The organism is Aeromicrobium sp. 636, assembly GCF_024433585.1.
GTDB classification, from domain to species: Bacteria; Actinomycetota; Actinomycetes; order Propionibacteriales; family Nocardioidaceae; genus Aeromicrobium; species Aeromicrobium senzhongii.
On record NZ_WNJU01000002.1, the window covers coordinates 394470 to 411836 of the forward strand.

18 protein-coding genes are annotated in these 17367 nt (G+C 66.5%); 17 read left to right on the forward strand and 1 reads right to left on the reverse strand.

What is annotated here, in order from left to right; translation table 11 throughout:
* Positions 1-67 precede the first annotated feature (67 nt).
* The 14 genes from GL325_RS08505 to GL325_RS08565 all read left to right on the forward strand — a co-directional run bounded on the left by GL325_RS08505 (position 68) and on the right by GL325_RS08565 (position 12953).
* Complete coding sequence (locus GL325_RS08505) at positions 68-922, forward strand: glycosyltransferase family 2 protein (protein ID WP_187769236.1); 855 nt, start codon at positions 68-70, stop codon at positions 920-922.
* Positions 919-2133: a hypothetical protein gene (locus GL325_RS08510; protein ID WP_187769237.1), complete on the forward strand. Its 1215-nt coding sequence runs from the start codon at positions 919-921 to the stop codon at positions 2131-2133. Before GL325_RS08505 ends, GL325_RS08510 begins: the two co-directional genes overlap by 4 nt.
* Complete coding sequence (locus GL325_RS08515; protein WP_255499488.1) at positions 2133-3056, forward strand: glycosyltransferase family 2 protein; 924 nt, start codon at positions 2133-2135, stop codon at positions 3054-3056. Before GL325_RS08510 ends, GL325_RS08515 begins: the two co-directional genes overlap by 1 nt.
* Positions 3057-3135: 79 nt before the next feature.
* Entirely contained in the window at positions 3136-4149 is a 1014-nt protein-coding gene (locus GL325_RS08520; protein ID WP_187769239.1) for a hypothetical protein, read from the forward strand.
* Positions 4150-4237: 88 nt separating this feature from the next.
* Entirely contained in the window at positions 4238-4408 is a 171-nt protein-coding gene (locus tag GL325_RS16095) for a Flp family type IVb pilin (RefSeq protein WP_187769550.1), read from the forward strand.
* Positions 4409-4680: 272 nt separating this feature from the next.
* Positions 4681-4863, forward strand: coding sequence for a Flp family type IVb pilin (locus GL325_RS08525; RefSeq protein ID WP_187769240.1), 183 nt, complete (start codon positions 4681-4683; stop codon positions 4861-4863).
* 92 nt (positions 4864-4955) lie between these two features.
* A complete protein-coding gene (locus GL325_RS08530; RefSeq protein WP_187769241.1) occupies positions 4956-5345 on the forward strand; it encodes a TadE/TadG family type IV pilus assembly protein in 390 nt (129 codons plus the stop codon).
* On the forward strand, positions 5342-6586 hold the full coding sequence (locus GL325_RS08535) for a pilus assembly protein TadG-related protein (RefSeq protein ID WP_187769242.1): 1245 nt from the start codon (positions 5342-5344) through the stop codon (positions 6584-6586). Before GL325_RS08530 ends, GL325_RS08535 begins: the two co-directional genes overlap by 4 nt.
* Before the next feature lie 36 nt (positions 6587-6622).
* A complete protein-coding gene (locus GL325_RS08540) occupies positions 6623-7297 on the forward strand; it encodes a Flp pilus assembly protein CpaB (protein ID WP_187769243.1) in 675 nt (224 codons plus the stop codon).
* On the forward strand, positions 7294-8496 hold the full coding sequence (locus GL325_RS08545; protein WP_187769244.1) for a P-loop NTPase: 1203 nt from the start codon (positions 7294-7296) through the stop codon (positions 8494-8496). The genes GL325_RS08540 and GL325_RS08545 overlap by 4 nt, the downstream gene beginning before the upstream one ends.
* Positions 8493-9857, forward strand: coding sequence for a CpaF family protein (locus GL325_RS08550; protein WP_187769245.1), 1365 nt, complete (start codon positions 8493-8495; stop codon positions 9855-9857). The genes GL325_RS08545 and GL325_RS08550 overlap by 4 nt, the downstream gene beginning before the upstream one ends.
* A complete protein-coding gene (locus GL325_RS08555) occupies positions 9854-10792 on the forward strand; it encodes a type II secretion system F family protein (RefSeq protein WP_187769246.1) in 939 nt (312 codons plus the stop codon). The genes GL325_RS08550 and GL325_RS08555 overlap by 4 nt, the downstream gene beginning before the upstream one ends.
* Positions 10792-11676, forward strand: a complete 885-nt coding sequence (locus GL325_RS08560; RefSeq protein WP_187769247.1) for a type II secretion system F family protein — start codon at positions 10792-10794, stop codon at positions 11674-11676. The genes GL325_RS08555 and GL325_RS08560 overlap by 1 nt, the downstream gene beginning before the upstream one ends.
* Positions 11677-11873: 197 nt before the next feature.
* Positions 11874-12953: a glycosyltransferase 87 family protein gene (locus tag GL325_RS08565; RefSeq protein ID WP_255499445.1), complete on the forward strand. Its 1080-nt coding sequence runs from the start codon at positions 11874-11876 to the stop codon at positions 12951-12953.
* Between the two features lie 7 nt (positions 12954-12960).
* Here GL325_RS08565 and GL325_RS08570 read toward each other — a convergent pair whose 3' ends face one another.
* Positions 12961-13575 (reverse strand): vitamin K epoxide reductase family protein, encoded by a 615-nt coding sequence (locus GL325_RS08570; RefSeq protein ID WP_187769249.1) that lies wholly within the window; start codon positions 13573-13575, stop codon positions 12961-12963.
* Positions 13576-13701: 126 nt separating this feature from the next.
* Between GL325_RS08570 and GL325_RS08575 the strand changes: the two genes are divergently transcribed.
* The 3 genes from GL325_RS08575 to GL325_RS08585 all read left to right on the forward strand — a co-directional run bounded on the left by GL325_RS08575 (position 13702) and on the right by GL325_RS08585 (position 17363).
* Positions 13702-15177, forward strand: coding sequence for an NAD(P)/FAD-dependent oxidoreductase (locus GL325_RS08575; RefSeq protein WP_187769250.1), 1476 nt, complete (start codon positions 13702-13704; stop codon positions 15175-15177).
* A gap of 52 nt (positions 15178-15229) precedes the next feature.
* On the forward strand, positions 15230-16255 hold the full coding sequence (locus GL325_RS08580; RefSeq protein WP_187769251.1) for an FAD-binding oxidoreductase: 1026 nt from the start codon (positions 15230-15232) through the stop codon (positions 16253-16255).
* Between the two features lie 175 nt (positions 16256-16430).
* The gene (locus tag GL325_RS08585; protein ID WP_187769252.1) at positions 16431-17363 is read left to right on the forward strand and encodes a DUF559 domain-containing protein; all 933 of its coding nucleotides are present in this window, start codon (positions 16431-16433) and stop codon (positions 17361-17363) included.
* Positions 17364-17367 lie beyond the last annotated feature (4 nt).

Here is a 17367-nt window from a genome sequence, read left to right on the forward strand (position 1 = left end):
TTGCGCTTCGCCACGATGTGGCTCAATCGCCCCGGATGACCCGGCCGGTCCGACTACGCTGGCGGCCATGTCACCGGACGCACCACGTGCACCGTTGGTCTCTGTGGTCATCCCGACGCACAACAACGAATCGACGGTTGCCGAGGCGATCGAGTCGGTGCTGACTCAAGAAGACGTCCTGCTCGAGCTCATTGTCTCCGACCACGCATCGACCGATCGAACGCTCGAGCTCGCCCGCGCCTTCGAGGCAGACCCGCGGGTCTCCGTGGTCTCCGCGCCCGCGGGAGGCGGCGCCCCCTCGAATTGGAATCATGTCTCCGCCCATGCGCAAGCGCCCCTGATCAAGCTCCTCTGCGGGGATGATGCCCTTCTGCCGGGAACTCTCGCTCGTCAAGCTCGTCTGATGGATGACGGCCAGGTCGCGCTGGTCGCCTGTCGTCGCCATGTCATCGACACCCGTGGGCGTGTCCTGGTCCGCGGCCGTGGCCTACGGCGCCTGGCCGGGCGCCTTCCTGGATCCGAGGCGATCCGCGTAGCAGTCAGATCGGGGACGAATCCCTTCGGCGAGCCGGCGTGCGTCATGATGCGCCGGGAGGCGCTCGAAGCGGCGGGCGGTTGGTGGGGCGAACGTCCGTACGTGATCGATCTCGCCACCTACTTCCGGGTCCTCGAGCGCGGTGACTTCGTCGCCGACGACCACACCGGGGCGGTCTTTCGTCTGAGCACGACGCAGCAGAGTGCATGGATGACCCGTGTGGCCGCACGCGAGGTCGGGGAACTCCTCAGGTGGGCAACAGCTCGCACACCGGTGATCACGCGCGCTGATCTCCTCCTCGGTGTCGTCCGCAGCCGCGTGCTCGGGGCGGCTCGTGCGCTGGTGTACGTGGCGATGAGGCATCGCTCCCGAAGGAGCGGCGCGTGATTCCCGGCACGGAGCCCCGGGCGCCGGGCCGTTCCGGCGACCGGCTCCGTCCTCTCGCGAAGCACTGGGCCGTCCGGGTGTTGACGATCTATGCCCTCAGTCGCCTCGTGAGCCTCGTGGCGTTCTGGATCGGCTGGACCCGCTTCGACCGACAGGGATACCCCGTTCCGGCGGACGCGAGCTTCCTGCAGTTCTTGGCGCGAGCGTGGGACGGTCGCTGGTACGGCCTCATCGCCGAGGAGGGGTACCCCGCCGAGCTCCCGCGTGATTCCGATGGCGAGATCAGCGAGAGCCCGTGGGCTTTCCTGCCCCTCTTCCCCATGACGGCCCGCCTCGTCATGACGGTCACCGGTCTGCCGTGGGACGTGGTCGGGCCTGTGCTCTCGGCCTCGTTCGGTGCCGTGGCGGTGCTGGTGCTCTTCCGGCTCGTGATGATCGCCGCGCCAGAACTCGTCTCGGAACGTCCCGGGCTTCCGTACAGCGCAGTGGCGGCGGTCAGTTTCTTCCCCGCTGCCGGCGTCTTCTCGATGGCGTACGGCGACTCGTTGGCGCTGGTGCTGGTCCTGGTCACACTGTGGTGCATTCTCAGACGGCGTTACGTCCTCGCGATGGTGCCGCTGGTCTTGTTGGGGCTCACTCGGGCGATCGCCCTACCGATGGCGGCCGTCGTCGTGTGGCATCTCGTCCACCGTTGTCGAACCGAGGGGTTCCGAACGATATCCCCGCGGGAGTGGGGTGCGGCCGCGATGCTGGGCGTGACTGCTCTGATCAGCGGATACTCCTGGGTGGCGATCGCGGGTCTCGTCCTCGGCTCCCCGGCTGCGTACTTCGAGGCCCAGAGTCCGTGGCGTCAAGGGGGTAGCTCGACGGCCCCCTTCGCGGGTTGGACCTGGTTCATCGAGTCCTGGCTCGGTTGGGCGGTCTTCGCCCTCCTGTGCCTGGGGATCGTGGCGGTGACGTTCAGATCGTGGCTACGCCGGCTCGGCCCGGAGTTCCAGGCATGGGGCGGCGCCTACATCGGTTTCGTCGTCGCTGCGACGGCGATGGGTGCCAGCACGCCGCGTTACCTGCTCCTGACCATCGTCTTTCCCCTGTTGCTCGTCCCGGCGAAACGGAGCTTCCGAGATGATCTCGTCGTCATCGTGACGCTGGCCGCTCTCCAGGTCGCATGGATCTACGCCGTCTGCATGCTGGAGGGATTCACGCCGTGATGATCAGTTTTGTCCTGCCCGTCTTCAACGAGGCGGAGTGTCTGGAGGTCTTCCACAGCGAATTGTGCTCCGCTCTGGACCAGCACCCCGAGTACGAGTACGAGTTGATCTACGTCGACGACGGCAGTCGTGACGGATCGGGGCTGATCCTCGAAGATCTCGCCGTCAAGGACGAGCGGGTCCGGGTCCTGTCCCTGACCCGGAACTTCGGGCACCAGGCGGCCATCAGCGCCGGACTGGACCACTCGCGCGGCGATGCCACGATCATCATGGACACGGACCTGCAGGACCCGCCGCCGGTCGCCTTCGGATTGATCGCGAAGTGGCGTGAGGGCTGGGACGTCGTGTACGCACAGCGCAGGATCCGGGACGAAGGTTGGTTCAAGCGAGCGTCGGCCGCAGTCTTCTACCGCCTCTTGTCGACGATCGCCGAGGTCGAGATCCCGCGAAACGTCGGAGATTTCAGGTTGGCAGACCGGCGGGTCGTCCAGGAGATCCGGCGATTCACCGAGCACGACCGTTTCGTCCGCGGGATGTTCGCCTACGTCGGCTTTCGGCAGACCGGTGTCGAGTTCGATCGCCCGGCTCGGGTGGCGGGGACGACGAGCTACCCCCTGGTCCGGATGATGAAACTCGCCTCCGACGGTGTCTTCGCCTTCTCCACGGCACCGTTGCGATTCGTTCGGACCGTCGGTTTCGTGATCGCCGGCCTGGCGTTCCTCGGTGCTGCGTGGGTGCTGGCCGGAAAGCTGTTCCAACCCGAGAGCGTGGTGCCGGGCTGGACCTTCATCGTGATCTCGGTGCTGTTCGTCGGAGGAGTGCAGATCATCATGCTCGGCGTCGTTGGATCGTACGTCGGCCGAACGTACTCCGAGGCCAAGAACAGACCGCTCTACGTCGTTCGCTCCGGCTCCGATGGTTGAGCGGCGGTCGCTGCGCCCTCGTCCCGGGTCGAGTTGGAGCAGGCGCTCCAGGATCCTGGCGGTCGCGGCGCTCGTTCTGGTGCTGTTGAGCGTGTGGGCGTTGGCGGTCGGGTCGAGCATCCCGGAGGTGCCCGCCGGCTCGGGAACGCACGAGGGGCAGGGGGACCTGGCGTTGTACGAGCGCATCGAGACGCGAGTCGCCGATGGCGAGTCGTACTACCGGGCAGCGGTGGACGAGCAGGCTGCGGACGGGTATCCCACATCGCCCCCGCCCACAGTCCGGCTGCCGACGGTGACGATCGTGTGGCTGGTGGCGGGCGAATGGACGCCCTGGTTGTTGCGACTGTTGGTGGCGCTCTCGGTGGTGGCGGTGATGCTCCGGTTCGAGAGGATCGCTCCCGCGAAGCCTGAGTGGATCGCGAGCACCCTGCTGTTCGTCGCCACGACCGGTCTGTTCCTCCATCCCAGTGCCGGCTACTTCGCCGAGGCATGGGCCGTGTGTCTGATCGTGCTGAGTCTCGCCGTTCATCGTGCCGGTCGATGGCGACTGTCGATGATCCTGGGTTTGACGGCGGTCCTCTTCCGCGAGCTCGCCGGGCCGTACCTGGTGGTGATGGGGGTGATGGCCTGGCGCCGGAATCGGCGGGAGGCCTACGGTTGGTTCGCAGGTGCGGCGGCCTTCTGCGCGCTCTACGGCGTCCACTGGCAGCTGGCGGACCGAGCGGCCGCGATGGTGGGCAAGGTCAGCTCCGACCCGTGGGTCACGTTCGGGGGATGGCCCTACGTCGTGGACACGGTGAGGTTCAGCTCGGTCCTGCGGGCGTTCCCGTACTGGGTCTCCGTCATCGTCGTCGCCGCCGCCGTCGTGGGATGGGTGGCCGCCCGCGGTCCCTTCCGCGATCGGGTGCTCGCCATCTCGTTCACGTTCATCGCGATCTTCATGATCGCTGGGCGGCCGAACACCGCCTACTGGGGCACGCTCTACGTGCCGTTGCTGGTGCCCGCGCTCATCTTCGTGCCGCGGGCCGCCTGTCGGGCGGTAGCGGCGGCATGGCGTCGTCCGACGCCCCGGACCGCCGGTCCTCCATGCTGACCAAGTGGCGCGTTTCCCCGTCCACGCGGTCCCTTTGGGCTACTTTCGTCACAACCATCCCATCCCGTCGGCTGAAGGGCAGCAAGCGATGTGGTCTCTCGTGAGGCAGTGCCGGCGGGAACGCGCGCGTGGTGCGACGGCCGTGGAGTACGCACTTCTGGTGAGCGGGATTGCACTGGTCCTCGTCCTGGCGACGTTCGCACTCGGTGACGACTTGTCCATCCGTCTGACGCAGATGGCCTCCGTCGTTCAGCGTTGATCCGCGCTCGCGCACCTAGGGCGGGTGGAGGATCTGGGTGGCCCCACTCCTTCGGTGTGCCCGCGTGGATCCGCAGGTTACTCGTGGGGTTTACCACCGCCCGAGTACGGGAATGGCTGACACGCCGAGCCTCGGTAGTACCAAAGAGCCATTTTCGACCCTTGAACCTCAGTTTTATCTCAATTCACATCGGCCACCCGAATCACACAGTTACTTTGTGGTCACGGACTTCGAACGAGGGAGTTCATCACAGCCAAGCCAAGGAGAAAACCATGCTGCACGTCTACGCTTTCCTGAACGCCTTCGTCGCTGAGCGCGAGGAGAAGGGCGCCACCGCGACCGAGTACGCGCTCATCATCGCCGGCATCGCCGTCGCGATCGTCGCCGCCATCGGCGTCTTCGGTGGACAGCTGTCCACCTTCTGGAGCGGCCTGGGCAGCAAGCTCAAGCTCTGAGTCATGTCGGGCAGAGGGTGCCGCGGTCAGCCGCACACCCTCTGCCCGTCTCCGTTCCAACACCGCGAGACGACCATGAGGGAGGTACGACGATGAAGCTCTTCACGGCCCGGACACGGTCTTCGCGCCGCTGGCGCGAGCATGGTGTTGCGGCCGTGGAATTCGCGCTGGTCGTCCCCATCCTGATGTCGATCATCATCGGCATCGTCGAATTCGGTCTCGCATTCAATTACCGAACCCAGCTGAACAATGCCACCCAGATCGCTGCGCGCAGCTACGCGATCGACGCCGACTGGAACGTGGCCAGAGCCAACGTCATCGGGATGGCGCCAGGTGCCGTGGTGGACAAGTCGCTCGACTGCAACGCCGCGAACGTGGGCAAGCAGCTGAAGGTGACCACCACCGTCACGCGGCCGACCGTCACCAAGCTCTTCGGGACCAGCTTCACCTACCAAGCAGTCGGAGTAGCCCAATGCAGTTGAACAGACCCAGCCGCCGCTTCGGCTTGAAGCGCAAGGAGCGCGGCGCCACGATCGTCCTGGTGACGCTCTCGATGGTCGCGCTGCTGGGTATGGCTGCGGTCTCGATCGACTTCGCCGTGGCCTCCGAGCAGAAGAGCTCCGTCCAGAACGCCGCCGACGCTGCCGCCCTGGCCGTTGCCGCCGATTGCGCCCAGAACAAGGCCAAGTGTGGCCCGGGGCACGACGCCGACTGGTACGCCAAGCAGGCAGCCGGCGCCAGCGCCACCGTCCAGACGTTGAAGGACGGCGTCGTCAAGAGTCCCGCGTACGCCGACCGTAAGGTCACCGTCCGAGTCTCCAAGAACATCGAGCACACGTTCGCGAGGGTCCTTGGTGAGGGCGCCGGTACCGTCCAGGCCGAAGCCACTGCATCGTGGAACTCCGTTCCGCTGAGGGCCTCGAAGATGGTCCCGATCGGGTTGCCGTACTGCATGTGGAAGGACTACAACCCGATCTCCGGGGTGGGCTCCAAGAAGGGCGCCACCGTCGAGTTCGTCTGGTCGACCTTCCGCGTGGGTGAGACCAGTTGCGCCGGGCTCTCCGGCGTCACTGCCCCCACGGTCTACGGTCGAGCCGCGACCAGTTCCTCGAACCTCGCCGGAGCGGGGCGTGCCGTCTACTTCACCCCGGACGTCGTCCCCGGGTTGACGTTCACCTGTTCCTTCGCGCCGAGCGTCTGGGACGTCTATCGCGACGACCTCGCCAACTGGTCGGTCGTCAAGTACGACAGCTGCATGAACAACCAGTTCAAGAAGCCGGACGGGTCGGCGGTGGGCCCCGGCGACATCTTGATGTTCCCGATCTACGCGGTCGAGAAGAAGACCTTCTTCTTCGACCTGGTGAAGTACGACAGCCGTGTCGTCATCATCGGATTCGCACCGTTCCAGATCCAGGACTTCGTGAAGTACCCCAGTGTCTTCTTCGGCCAGGAGCCGGGCAGGGAGAGCATCCTCGACCTGCTCGATCCCAAGGCGAGCCACGACACCTCGTGCACGTTCGGGTGGAGCGTCGGCGTGCCGAACGTCATCTCGGTGGGCTTCGGTGGGTCGTGCGGTGGCATCCGCGGGAAGTTCGTCCAGTCCACCAATGCCGCGCTGTTCAAGGACTTCACCGAGTTCGGCTCCTACTACGCCAACCCCGATTCCGGCCTCGCCGGTGACGCGCCTCAGCTGGGCGGCACCCGGGTCACCCTCGTCAAGTAACTTCCCGATCTGCATCTGAACAAAGGACCACGCAGCATGAACTCTCGCGTAATCGCCGCCATCGCCGCCGCCGTGCTGGCGATCATCGGTATCGGCGCTGTCGTCGCCTACGCGGCCAGTGCCAAGAACCGTGCGTTCGAGGGCGCTGAGATGGTTCAGGTCTATCGGGTCGTGAACGACCTCAGCGCCAACGCCGACTCGGCGACTGTCGGTGGAAACGTCGAACTGGTCGATCTGCCGAACGCCGCTATCGCGAAGGGTGCCGTCCAGGACCTGAAGGACATCGAGGGACTCAAGACGACCGTGCCGCTGGTCGCCGGCGAGCAGCTGCTCGCTTCGCGCTTCGCCAAGGAAGGCGCGAAGGCCGCGGAGGCCGCGAATGTGCCGAACGGGCTCCAGGAGCTCTCGGTGGCTCTGGATCCTGCCGCCAGTGTGGGTGAGCGGATCGGCGAAGGGGTCCGGGTGGGCGTCATCGTCTCGATGGAGAAGGACGGCGAGAAGCGCAGCCGGATGTTCGCCCAGAACATCCTCGTCACGAATGCCCAGGTCAACGAGGACGGCTCCGCGCTGATCACCTTGGCCGTGAGCACCCAACAGGCGACGCAGGTCGCCTCGGCGGTGCAATTCGGCCAGGTTCGCCTGACCGTCCAGAACGACAAGACGAACCGCGACGGTACGTCCGCCGTGGAGGCGGGAACGTTGGTCAAGTGAGCATCATCGTCGTCATCACCGAGTCCAGCCCTTTCTCAGGGAGGCTGCGACGCGTCGCAGACCGCCAGGTGGTGGGTCTCAAGCCCACCTTCACGGAGCACGCGCTGAACTCCATGCTGGGGACGATGCGTGCGATCGACCTCGTGGTCATCTGTGAGGACGTCGACGACGATCAGTCCATGGAGCTGGCCGACATCGTCCACGACCATCAGCTGGACGTGCCGGTCGTGCTGGTTCGGGAGCGGCCCGAGCCGCTGTCCAGCGAGCAACGCCAGTTCGGCGTGGTCGAGTCCGTGTCGGCGATCTCCTCCGATTTGGAGATCGAGCGACTGCTGGCACGCCACGTCGGTTCGGTCATGCCCGGGGTGGAGGAGGATCGCGAGCGTGCTGCCCCCATCATTCCCGCGGCACCCGTCATGCGAGTCGATCCTGAGGAACACCGCGTGGTGGTCGTGCTCTCGCCCAAGGGCGGCGTCGGAAAGACGACGATCTCGACCAACCTGGCCATCGCGCTCTCGCGGCGCACTCCTCTGGACACCGTGATCGTCGACTTCGACTCGCAGTTCGGTGACGTCGCGAGCGTCCTGAACATCAATGCGTTGCACACGCTGGAGGATGCCTTCACCGAGGATTCGGTCCACCCGCCGTTGGTGGTCAAAGGGCTGCTGAACGCGTTCGACGACCGGCTCCTGGTGCTGGCGGCTTCCGAGTCGCCTGCCGCGCTCGAGAAGATCACGCCGGTGCAGGAGAGTGAACTGCTGCGCCAGTTGTCGAAGGACTACGCGTTCGTCGTGGTCGACACCGGTTCGGGCTTGACCGATGAGACCATGGCTGCCCTCGAGGTAGCGACCGACGTGATCATGGTGACCACCATGGACGTGTCCAGCGTCAAGGCCCTGCGCCGCGCCGCCGACCTGCTGGACCGGATCGACCTGTTGCCCCGGAGCCGCCATCTGGTCGTGAACATGACCGAATCGGGCACGGGCCTCGAGGTCGAGGACATCGCCCACGCGATGCAGATGCCGGTCGACGTCTCGATCGCCCGCTCCGTCGACATCGCGCTGTCGGTCAACACGGGCCGGCCGTTGGCCCAGGCGAAGCGTTCGGCCGACCTGACCAGCGCCGTCGACAACATCGTCGCGAAGCTTCGCGGCGAGACCTCGCGTCGCAAGGGTGGACTGTTCAGGAGGGACGAATGAGCATCACCGATCGCCTGCTGGCCGCCGAGAAGGTCGGCGAGGCGGCCCACCGGCCTACGGCAGCGCTCCAACGCTCCGCAGTGCTGGACGACCTCAAGCGCCGCTCCGTGGAATCGCTGTTCCGCCGGATCGGGAGTCGCATCAACGACGCGTCGCTGACGGACGTGCAACTGCGCGACTACGTGCGTACCGAGCTCGAGATCATCCTCCAGGAGGAGCACGTCCAGCTCGGCAGCATCGAGCGAGCCCAGTTGACCCGCGAGATCGAGGACGACGCGCTCGGGTTGGGTCCCATCCAGCGCCTTCTCGACGATGACGACATCAGCGAGATCATGGTCAACCACCCGTCCCAGATCTTCGTCGAGCGCAAGGGCAAGCTGACGCTCGCGGACGAGTCGTTCAGCTCCGAGGACCAGCTGCGGCGAGTCATCGAGCGCATCGTGGGCAAGGTCGGGCGCCGCATCGACGAGTCGTCACCCTTGGTGGACGCCCGCCTGACCGACGGGTCGCGAGTCAATGCGGTCATCCCGCCCTTGGCGGTCCGTGGCTCCTCCCTCACGATCCGTAAGTTCGCCAAGAAGGCGCTCAGCATCCAGGACCTGATCAACTACGGGTCGCTCACTCCTGAGCTCGCCGAGTTGCTGGAACTGTGCGTGCGCGGTCGACTCAACATCCTCGTGTCCGGCGGTACCGGCACCGGCAAGACGACGCTGCTGAACGTGCTGTCCTCGTTCATCCCCGAGGACGAGCGCATCGTCACGATCGAGGACGCGATCGAGCTCAAGCTGCAGCAGGCGCACGTCGTGCAACTCGAAGCCCGCCCGGCCAACATCGAAGGTCGCGGCGAGGTCACGATCCGCGACCTGGTCAAGAACTCCCTGCGCATGCGTCCCGATCGCGTCGTCATCGGCGAGTGCCGTTCAGGCGAGGCGCTCGACATGCTCCAGGCGATGAACACGGGCCATGACGGCTCGATCTCGACGCTGCACGCCAACTCCCCGCGCGACTGCATCGCCCGTCTGGAGACGCTCGTCCTGATGGCCGGCATGGATCTTCCACTGCGTGCCATCCGTGAGCAGATCGGGTCGGCCGTCGACCTCATCGTCCAGATCTCGCGCCTGCGGGACGGTTCGCGTCGGATCACGTACGTGACCGAGCTGGTCGGGATCGAGGACGACGAGCCGGTGCTGCGCGACCTGTACCGCTTCAATTTCGGGGCGGGTTACGACGAGGACGGTCATCCGCGCGGGTTGGTCGAAGCCGTCGGAGACGGTGTTCATCTGATCGAGATGCTCGATGAGCGCGGTATCGCCGTGCCGCCACATCTCCTGCTCACTGCCCCCAAGGAGTCTGCCTCGTGACTGCCCTGCTGTCGATCGGCGTGGTGTCGATCCTGATCGCGGTGGCTGCCTTCGGGTACGCCATGCTGCAACCGGACCTGGCCACCCTGCGTTCGGAGCAGATGAGAGTCGACGTGACCGGGGACGGTACCCGGGGGAAGACGTCGACCCCCGTCTACGACCTCATCGACCGCGTGTTGGCGACGTTCGGCCTGAAACCGTTCAGTGAAGACGAACTTTCGTTGGCTGGGATCAAGTCCAGCGTCACATCCGTGGTGGCGACGACGCTCCTCATCGCGTTCGTGGGTTTCGCGGTCGGACTGGCCCTGACCAGTTCGTTCTTCTTCGGCTTCATCCTGCTCGTGGCCGCACCGGTTCTGGTGAAGATGTACGTGGGCGTCAAGACGTCTCGTCGGCGACAGAAGTTCGGTCGGCAGATGTCCGAGACGATGAGTCAGTTCAGTTCGGCGTTGAAATCGGGCATGAACGTGCCGAACGCCTTGGGCAGCGTCGCTGCTGAGATGGAGGAGCCCATGGGGGAGGAGTTGGCCCGGATCGTCAATGAGACCCGCTTGGGCCGCGACCTCATCGAGGGCATGAAGGACACCGCGGCGCGGATGGAGAGCGCCGACTTCCTCTGGGTCACCGAAGCCGTCTCGATCCAGCGTGAGTCCGGCGGACGGTTGAGCGAGATCCTCGATCGTGTCACGGAAACGATCTCGCAGCGGAACGAGCTGCGACTCAAGGTCGAGTCACTGGCCTCCGAGGGCAAGGCGTCGGCGGTGATCCTCATGGGTCTGCCGGTCGGCGTCGGGCTGCTGTTCCTGCTGATCAATCGCCCCTACATGATGCCCTTGTTCACCACCGGCGCCGGCAAGATCCTCATGATCGTGAGTCTGGTCTTCTACACCTTGGGCGGGCTCTGGCTCCGGTCGATCACGAAGGTGAAACTGTAATGCTCCTCATCGGAATCATCGCGATCTTCGCGTCCCTGGGACTGCTGTTCAAGGCGCTGGGCGTCTTCGGTAAGCAGGAGTCCGCGGCTGCGGCACGACTGCGTGAGTTGACGGAGTCCGAAGTGGTCGTCGCGGGTTCGGCGAAGAACCTGCAGGAGACCGGGAGGCAGGGTCTGGGCTATCGCCTGACACCGCGGGGCATCGTCGACAAGGCCGAGCGCAACTACATGCTGGCCGGACGTCCAGAGGATTCCAGTGTCGCCAAGATCCTCCTGCAGAAGGTCATCATCGGCGCGATCGGCCTGGGTCTGGGAATCATGATCTTCTCGAGCAAGGGAGGTCTGCTCGGGACCATGATGCTCGTGGGTGCACCTCTGATCGGTTACTTCGCGCCGGACATCCTGCTCCATGGCAAGGCGGTGCGTCGCCAGGAGGAGATCCAATATGCACTGCCGGACCTCCTGGACCAGATCACGATCTCGATCGAGTCCGGTACCAGCTTCGAGAACGCCCTCTCGCGTTCGGGTCAGACAGGAAGCGGGCCCCTGGCCGACGAGATCGTCCGTACGGTTCAGGACATCAGCCTTGGTCTGCCCCGGCGTGAGGCCTACGAATCCCTCGTCGCCCGTACTGATGTGGAGGAACTGCGAAAGTTCGTCCGGTCGGTCTTGCAGGGTGAGGAGTTCGGTGTGCCGGTTTCGGACATCGTGCGCGACCAGGCGAACGAGATGCGCATCGGGCGTCGACTCCGAGCCGAGGGCATCGCCAACCAGATTCCCGTCAAGATGCTGCTCCCTCTGATGGGCACCATCTTGCCGGTGCTGTTCATCATCGTCATCGGGCCGGCCGTCATCGGCGCCATCTCGGCGTTCAAGGGCCAGTGAGCGCGCCCCGAGCGAGCGTTCGCTCGGGCACTCCCGCGGGTGACTCCCCAGGACGTCATCCACTGACCGCCTGGTTCGAGCGAAATCCCCGATTGATCTGGGCGGCGCTGGTCCTCGCCCACCTGTGGCCGCTCATTCTCGCGGTTTCGTGGGGTTGGGCGGCTGGACTGGGGGACCCCGGTCTGTACCAGTCGTGGATGCGCGAGGCGAGGGCGACGGGCGAGTGGCCCTTGGTCCACGGGGCATGGGTCTACCCGCCGGGCGCTTTGGTGGTGATGCTGCCGCTGCTGGTGATGTCGACGCCTGCTGGTGCCGGACTCGCGTGGATCGGGGTCGCATTCCTCCTCAACGTCGTCGTCGTCCGTCGACTGCTGGTCCGGCCGAACGGTGTCCCGGCGGCGTGGTGGTGGGTGTGTTTCGTCCTGTTGTGTGGAGCGGTGGCGGTGACTCGCTTGGAGTCGATCGTCGCACCCATGACGGTTCTCGCGCTGCTCGCTCGGCAGGCGCGACCGCTCGTGGGCGCGTCGCTCGTCTCGTTTGCAGGGTGGATCAAACTCGCGCCGTTCGTCTGGCTGGTGCCCATGACGTTGTTCACCGCACGGCGGGCATCATCCGTGATCGCGGCGTTCATCGCAGCGACGGCGATCGTGATCGTGCCGTTCTTCCTGTTCGGTGCGCGTGGCACTCACCTGTTGTCCTTCCTCTCGTCCCAGAACGCCCGAGGTCTGCAGGCTGAGTCGCCGTGGGCGCTCGGCCTGCAGGTGGAGCGAGTCTTCGGCGCTGGTGGTGATCCTGTCTATGACGAGCATTGGGGGACGGTCCAGTTCGTCGGATCCCGCGCGGATCAATTGGCTCGTTCCGCAGATGTCGTACTGCCGTTGCTGGTGTTCACCGCGCTGGCCCTGATCGTTCGTGCGGCGTGGGTTCGGCGCGCGGCGGATGTGCCATCGGCCGATGTCTTCGTTGCTGCGGGAACCGTGCTCACGTGTGCACTCGTGCTCGCCAACAAGGTCGGATCGCCGCAGTTCTCCTTGTGGTTCGCCCCCGGGATCGCCTGTCTGATCGTTGCGGGACTGGACCGGGTCCGCGTGCGTCGGTGGGCGGTGATTGGTCTCGTGATGGCGGCGGCGACCCAGGTCGAGTACCCGATGCGAATGAACTCCCTGGATGCAGATCCCTGGGGACTGGCTGCCGTCGCGATCCGGTATCTGTGCGTGACCTACTTCGCGCTGTCTGCGGCGAGAATGTTGCTCGAACGTCCTCAGGTCCGGAGCTGACTGGGCCTCAGCGAGGGGCCCAGAGCGTCTCGCCGAACTCGAACCAGATGACCGCGACGACCGCGATGATCCACAGGGCCGAGATCAGGACGGTCCAGTTCTTGAGGAAGCGGTTCCCGGTGACGCGCGCCGTGACGGCGACGAACATCGGGATCATCATGGCCCAGACGACCATGCACCAGGGGCAGAGGACGCCGATCTCCCAGATGGCTTGGTATTGCAGCCAGGTCACGAAGCCGATGCCGAACAGCACGCCGACCTGCAGACCGCCCCAGATCCAACGGGGCAGCGCAACCCCGCTGGCCAGCAGCACGCCGAGGGTCACCACGACGGCGAACGCCACTGCGCCGATGAAGGTGTTCGGGAAGCCGAACACCTCGGACTGGTTGGACGACACGACCTGACTGCAGTCGACGAAAGCGGACAGGCTGCAGCTCAGCTCCTTGGTCTTGCCCTCGGTCTCGGCCTGCAGCAGTGCGATCTTGTCGTAGGTCAGCGTCAGCGAGGACCACAGCGCGATGGCGCCCGAGATGGCCAGGAAGATCCCGAGGCCCCGGTCGGAGCCGGGCGTCTCGTCATCGGCAGGCGCGGGGGCGGGCGCGGCCGAGGCAACAGCGGTCATGGGGCAAATCCTAGACGGCCGGAGGTCATCGGCCCAGAGACGCGAATCCACGGCCTGGCTCAGAGTGGTGACGTGGACCACAGGTGCTGTTAATGTGACATCACCAATGTCACATAGGAGTGTGCAATGACCGATCATGTCGACGTCCTCATCGTCGGTGCCGGCCTCTCGGGAATCGGAGCCGCCTACCGCCTGCAGGAGCGTGCCCCGGGCCGGACCTACGCCGTGCTCGAGCAGCGCGACGCGATCGGCGGGACGTGGGACCTGTTCCGGTACCCCGGCGTGCGCTCGGACTCCGACATGTACACGCTCAGCTTCCCGTTCGAGCCGTGGACGCACCCCAAGGCCATCGCCGACGGTGCTGACATCCGCCAGTACCTCGAGACCACCGCCGCGAAGCACGGCATCGCCGAGAAGATCCGCTTCGGGCGGCGCGTGGCCACGGCCGACTGGTCCAGCGACACCGCCACGTGGACGGTCTCCAGCACCCTGGCCGACGGCTCGACCGAGACGATCACCGCGAACTTCCTCTACCTGTGCAGCGGCTACTACAGCTACGACGAGGGATACACCCCCGACTTCCCGGGTCTGGAGTCCTACGAGGGCGAGTTGGTCCATCCTCAGTTCTGGCCCGAGGACCTCGACCACGCCGGCAAGAACGTCGTCGTCATCGGCTCCGGCGCCACCGCGATCACGCTCTTGCCGTCGATGGCCCAGGACGCCGCCAAGGTCACGATGCTCCAGCGCACCCCGACGTACGTGCTGAGTCAGCCCGGCAGCGACCCCGTCGCCAACGTCGCGAAGCGCTTCCTGCCCAAGCAGTTCGTCCACAACGTCGCCCGGCTCCGCTACGCCGTGATGACGGTCGGCTTCTACATGTTCTGCCGCGCGTTCCCGCGGGTCGCCCGCGCGATCCTGCTCGGCCTGACCGGCAAGTCGATGCCCGGCGTCGACCGCGCCAGCCTCAAGCCGCCGTACAAGCCCTGGGACCAGCGGCTGTGCGTCGTACCCGGCGGCGACCTCTACAAGGCGGTGCGGGCGGGCAAGGCCGACATCGTCACCGACCGCATCACGGAGTTCACGCCGAAGGGCATCGCGCTGCAGTCCGGTGAGCACCTCGACGCCGACATCGTGGTGACCGCGACCGGGCTCAAGCTGGTCGCCCTGGGCCAGATCGACGTGACGATCGACGGCACCAAGGTCGACCCCCACGAGCTCTACACGTACAAGGGCCAGATGTTCAGTGGCGTGCCGAACCTCGCCTGGTGCGTCGGGTACACGAACGCCTCCTGGACGCTGCGCGCCGACCTGACGTGGAAGTACGTCGCGGACTACCTCAACCACCTCGATGCGAACGGCTACGCCTACGGGATCCCGGATCCGGCGGCCGACTTCGGTCACGACGAGCGCCTGTTGGACCTCAACTCGGGCTACATCGCCCGTGCCGACGAGCTGCTGCCGAGGTCGGGTGCCCGCACGCCGTGGAAGGTGCGCCAGAACTGGTTCCTCGACACGTGGGACGCCAAGCACACCGACCTCGACGAGGACATGATCTGGGTCCGCACCGCCGACCTGCCGGCGGCACGCGCCGAGGTCGTCTGACGCGGGTTGCGGTTTCCGGACAGGTGGCCCCGGTGTCGGCCATGATGTGTCGATGGACGTCATCGTCATCGGGGGCGGGATCTCGGGTCTGGCCATCGCGTACGAACTGGCCGCGGACCGCGAGGTCCTGCTGCTCGAGGCCGAGAAGTCCCTCGGCCTGCACACGACAGGTCGTTCGGCCGCGACCTGGATCGGCTCGTACGGCCCGCCGGTGGTGCGCGAGTTCACCACCGCGAGTCACGACTACCTGATCGACCCGCCGTTCGACATCGACGGCCCCGTCGCGTCACCGATGTCGTGTCTGTGGCTGGGTGTCAATGGCCGCGACGCGGAGGTCCACCGGCTCGTGGCCGAGACGGCGGCCGAGCTGGTCGACGGTGCCGAGGCCGAACGGCTGTGCCCGGTGCTGCGGCCCGGTGCCATCGCGGTCGCGGCCTGGGACGAGACCGCTCTGGACCTCGACGTCATGGGACTGCACCACGCCTACACCCGCGCCTTCCGCGCCCGGGGCGGCACCGTCGCCACGTCCGCTCGCGTCGCGTCGGCCCTGCGCGACGCGGGGGAGTGGGTCGTCACGACGACTGCGGGCGACGTGTTCCGTGCCGACGTCGTGGTGAACGCGGCGGGTGCCTGGGGCGACGTCGTGGGCTCGCTCTTCGGTGCCGAGCGGCTCCGCCTCGAGCCGCGCCGCCGCACGCTCTTCCAGTCGCCGACGACCGTCTCGCTCGAGGGTGTGCCGTTCACCGCGGGGATCGACGACGGCTTCTACTTCAAGGCCGCGGGAGGTGCGGTGCTCTGCTCCCCGCAGGACGCCACCTTGCACGAGCCCGGTGACCCCAAGCCCGATGAGCTCGAGATCGCCCGCGCCATCGAGTCCGTCAACGACGTCACGACGCTGGGTCTGCGCAGCGTGCGCACCGCCTGGGCCGGCCTGCGCACCTTCGCCCCCGACGGCAACCCCGTCACCCGTTGGGACGCGAAGGCCGACGGCTTCTTCTGGTACGTCGGCCAGGCGGGCTACGGCATCCAGATGGCCCCGGCCCTCGCCCAACACGCCGCGGCCCTGATTCGCACCTGACTCTGCGGTGCCCCGCCTCCGGCGGGCGAGATGTGTAGCGTTCCGCACGCTTTTCGGCCGAAAAAGGTGCGGAGGGCTACAGATCCGCGGCCGAGGGCTGTGGACCTTCGCGCCGCGTCCACAGGGTGTCCGTCGGGGCTGTTCGGGCGGGTTGTCGTCGGGCCACTCTCGCCGGATGCTGCCCGTTCCCGCTGAGTTCCGCGACCGCCCGTTCGGCCTCGCCGAGGCGCAGGCGCGAGGCCTGACTCGGCGCGCCCTGGGCGGGGCCCGATTCGTGAGGGTCTTCCGCGGCGTCTACGCCCACGCGGGCCTGCCGTTGGGTCTGCGGGAGCAGTTGCTGGCCGCGCTCCTGGCGGGTCCGGCCGATGCCGTGGTGAGCCACCGAACCGCTCTGGCTTGGTACGGCCTGGAGTTGAGTGGGGGTGCCGACGGCCGGATCCACCTGTCGACGCGTCTGAACGCCGTGTGTCGAGAGGAACGGATCCGAGTCCACCGGCGCTTGCACCCCATCTCCTCCCGCGACCTGCGCGCGATCCCGGCGACCTCACCGGAGCGGACCTTCGTCGACTGTGCGGCGCAGTTCACCCTCGTGCAGTCGGTGGCCGCGGCCGACTGGCTCATCGCCCAGAAGCTGACGACGGCGCAGCGGCTGATGGCCTATTGCGAGACGCGGCACCTCGACGGTGTGGTGGCGGCGCGGCGGGCTCTCAGCCACGTCGGCCCGGACAGCCGTTCGCCGATGGAGTCGTTCGTCCGTCTGCTGATGCAGCTGGCGGGACTGCCGACACCGGTGTGCAACTTCGACGTGCACGACGCCGAGGGCATCTTCTTGGCGTGCACGGATTTCGCCTGGCCCGAGTTCAAGGTGGCCGTGGAGTACGACGGACGGTGGCACGACGAGCCGCGGCAACGCGTCCGTGATCGGGACCGGCGGGAGTACCTGGAGGCCCAGGGTTGGAGCGTGGTCGTGCTGGTCGACCGCGACCTGCGGGTGCCGTTGGACATGGTGCGGCGCATCCATCGCCGGCTCACCGCGCACGGACACACCGGGCCTGCCCCGTGGCTGTCCTTCGACGACGCCGCAATGTTCGCGCCCGGCGCCTTCTGACGCC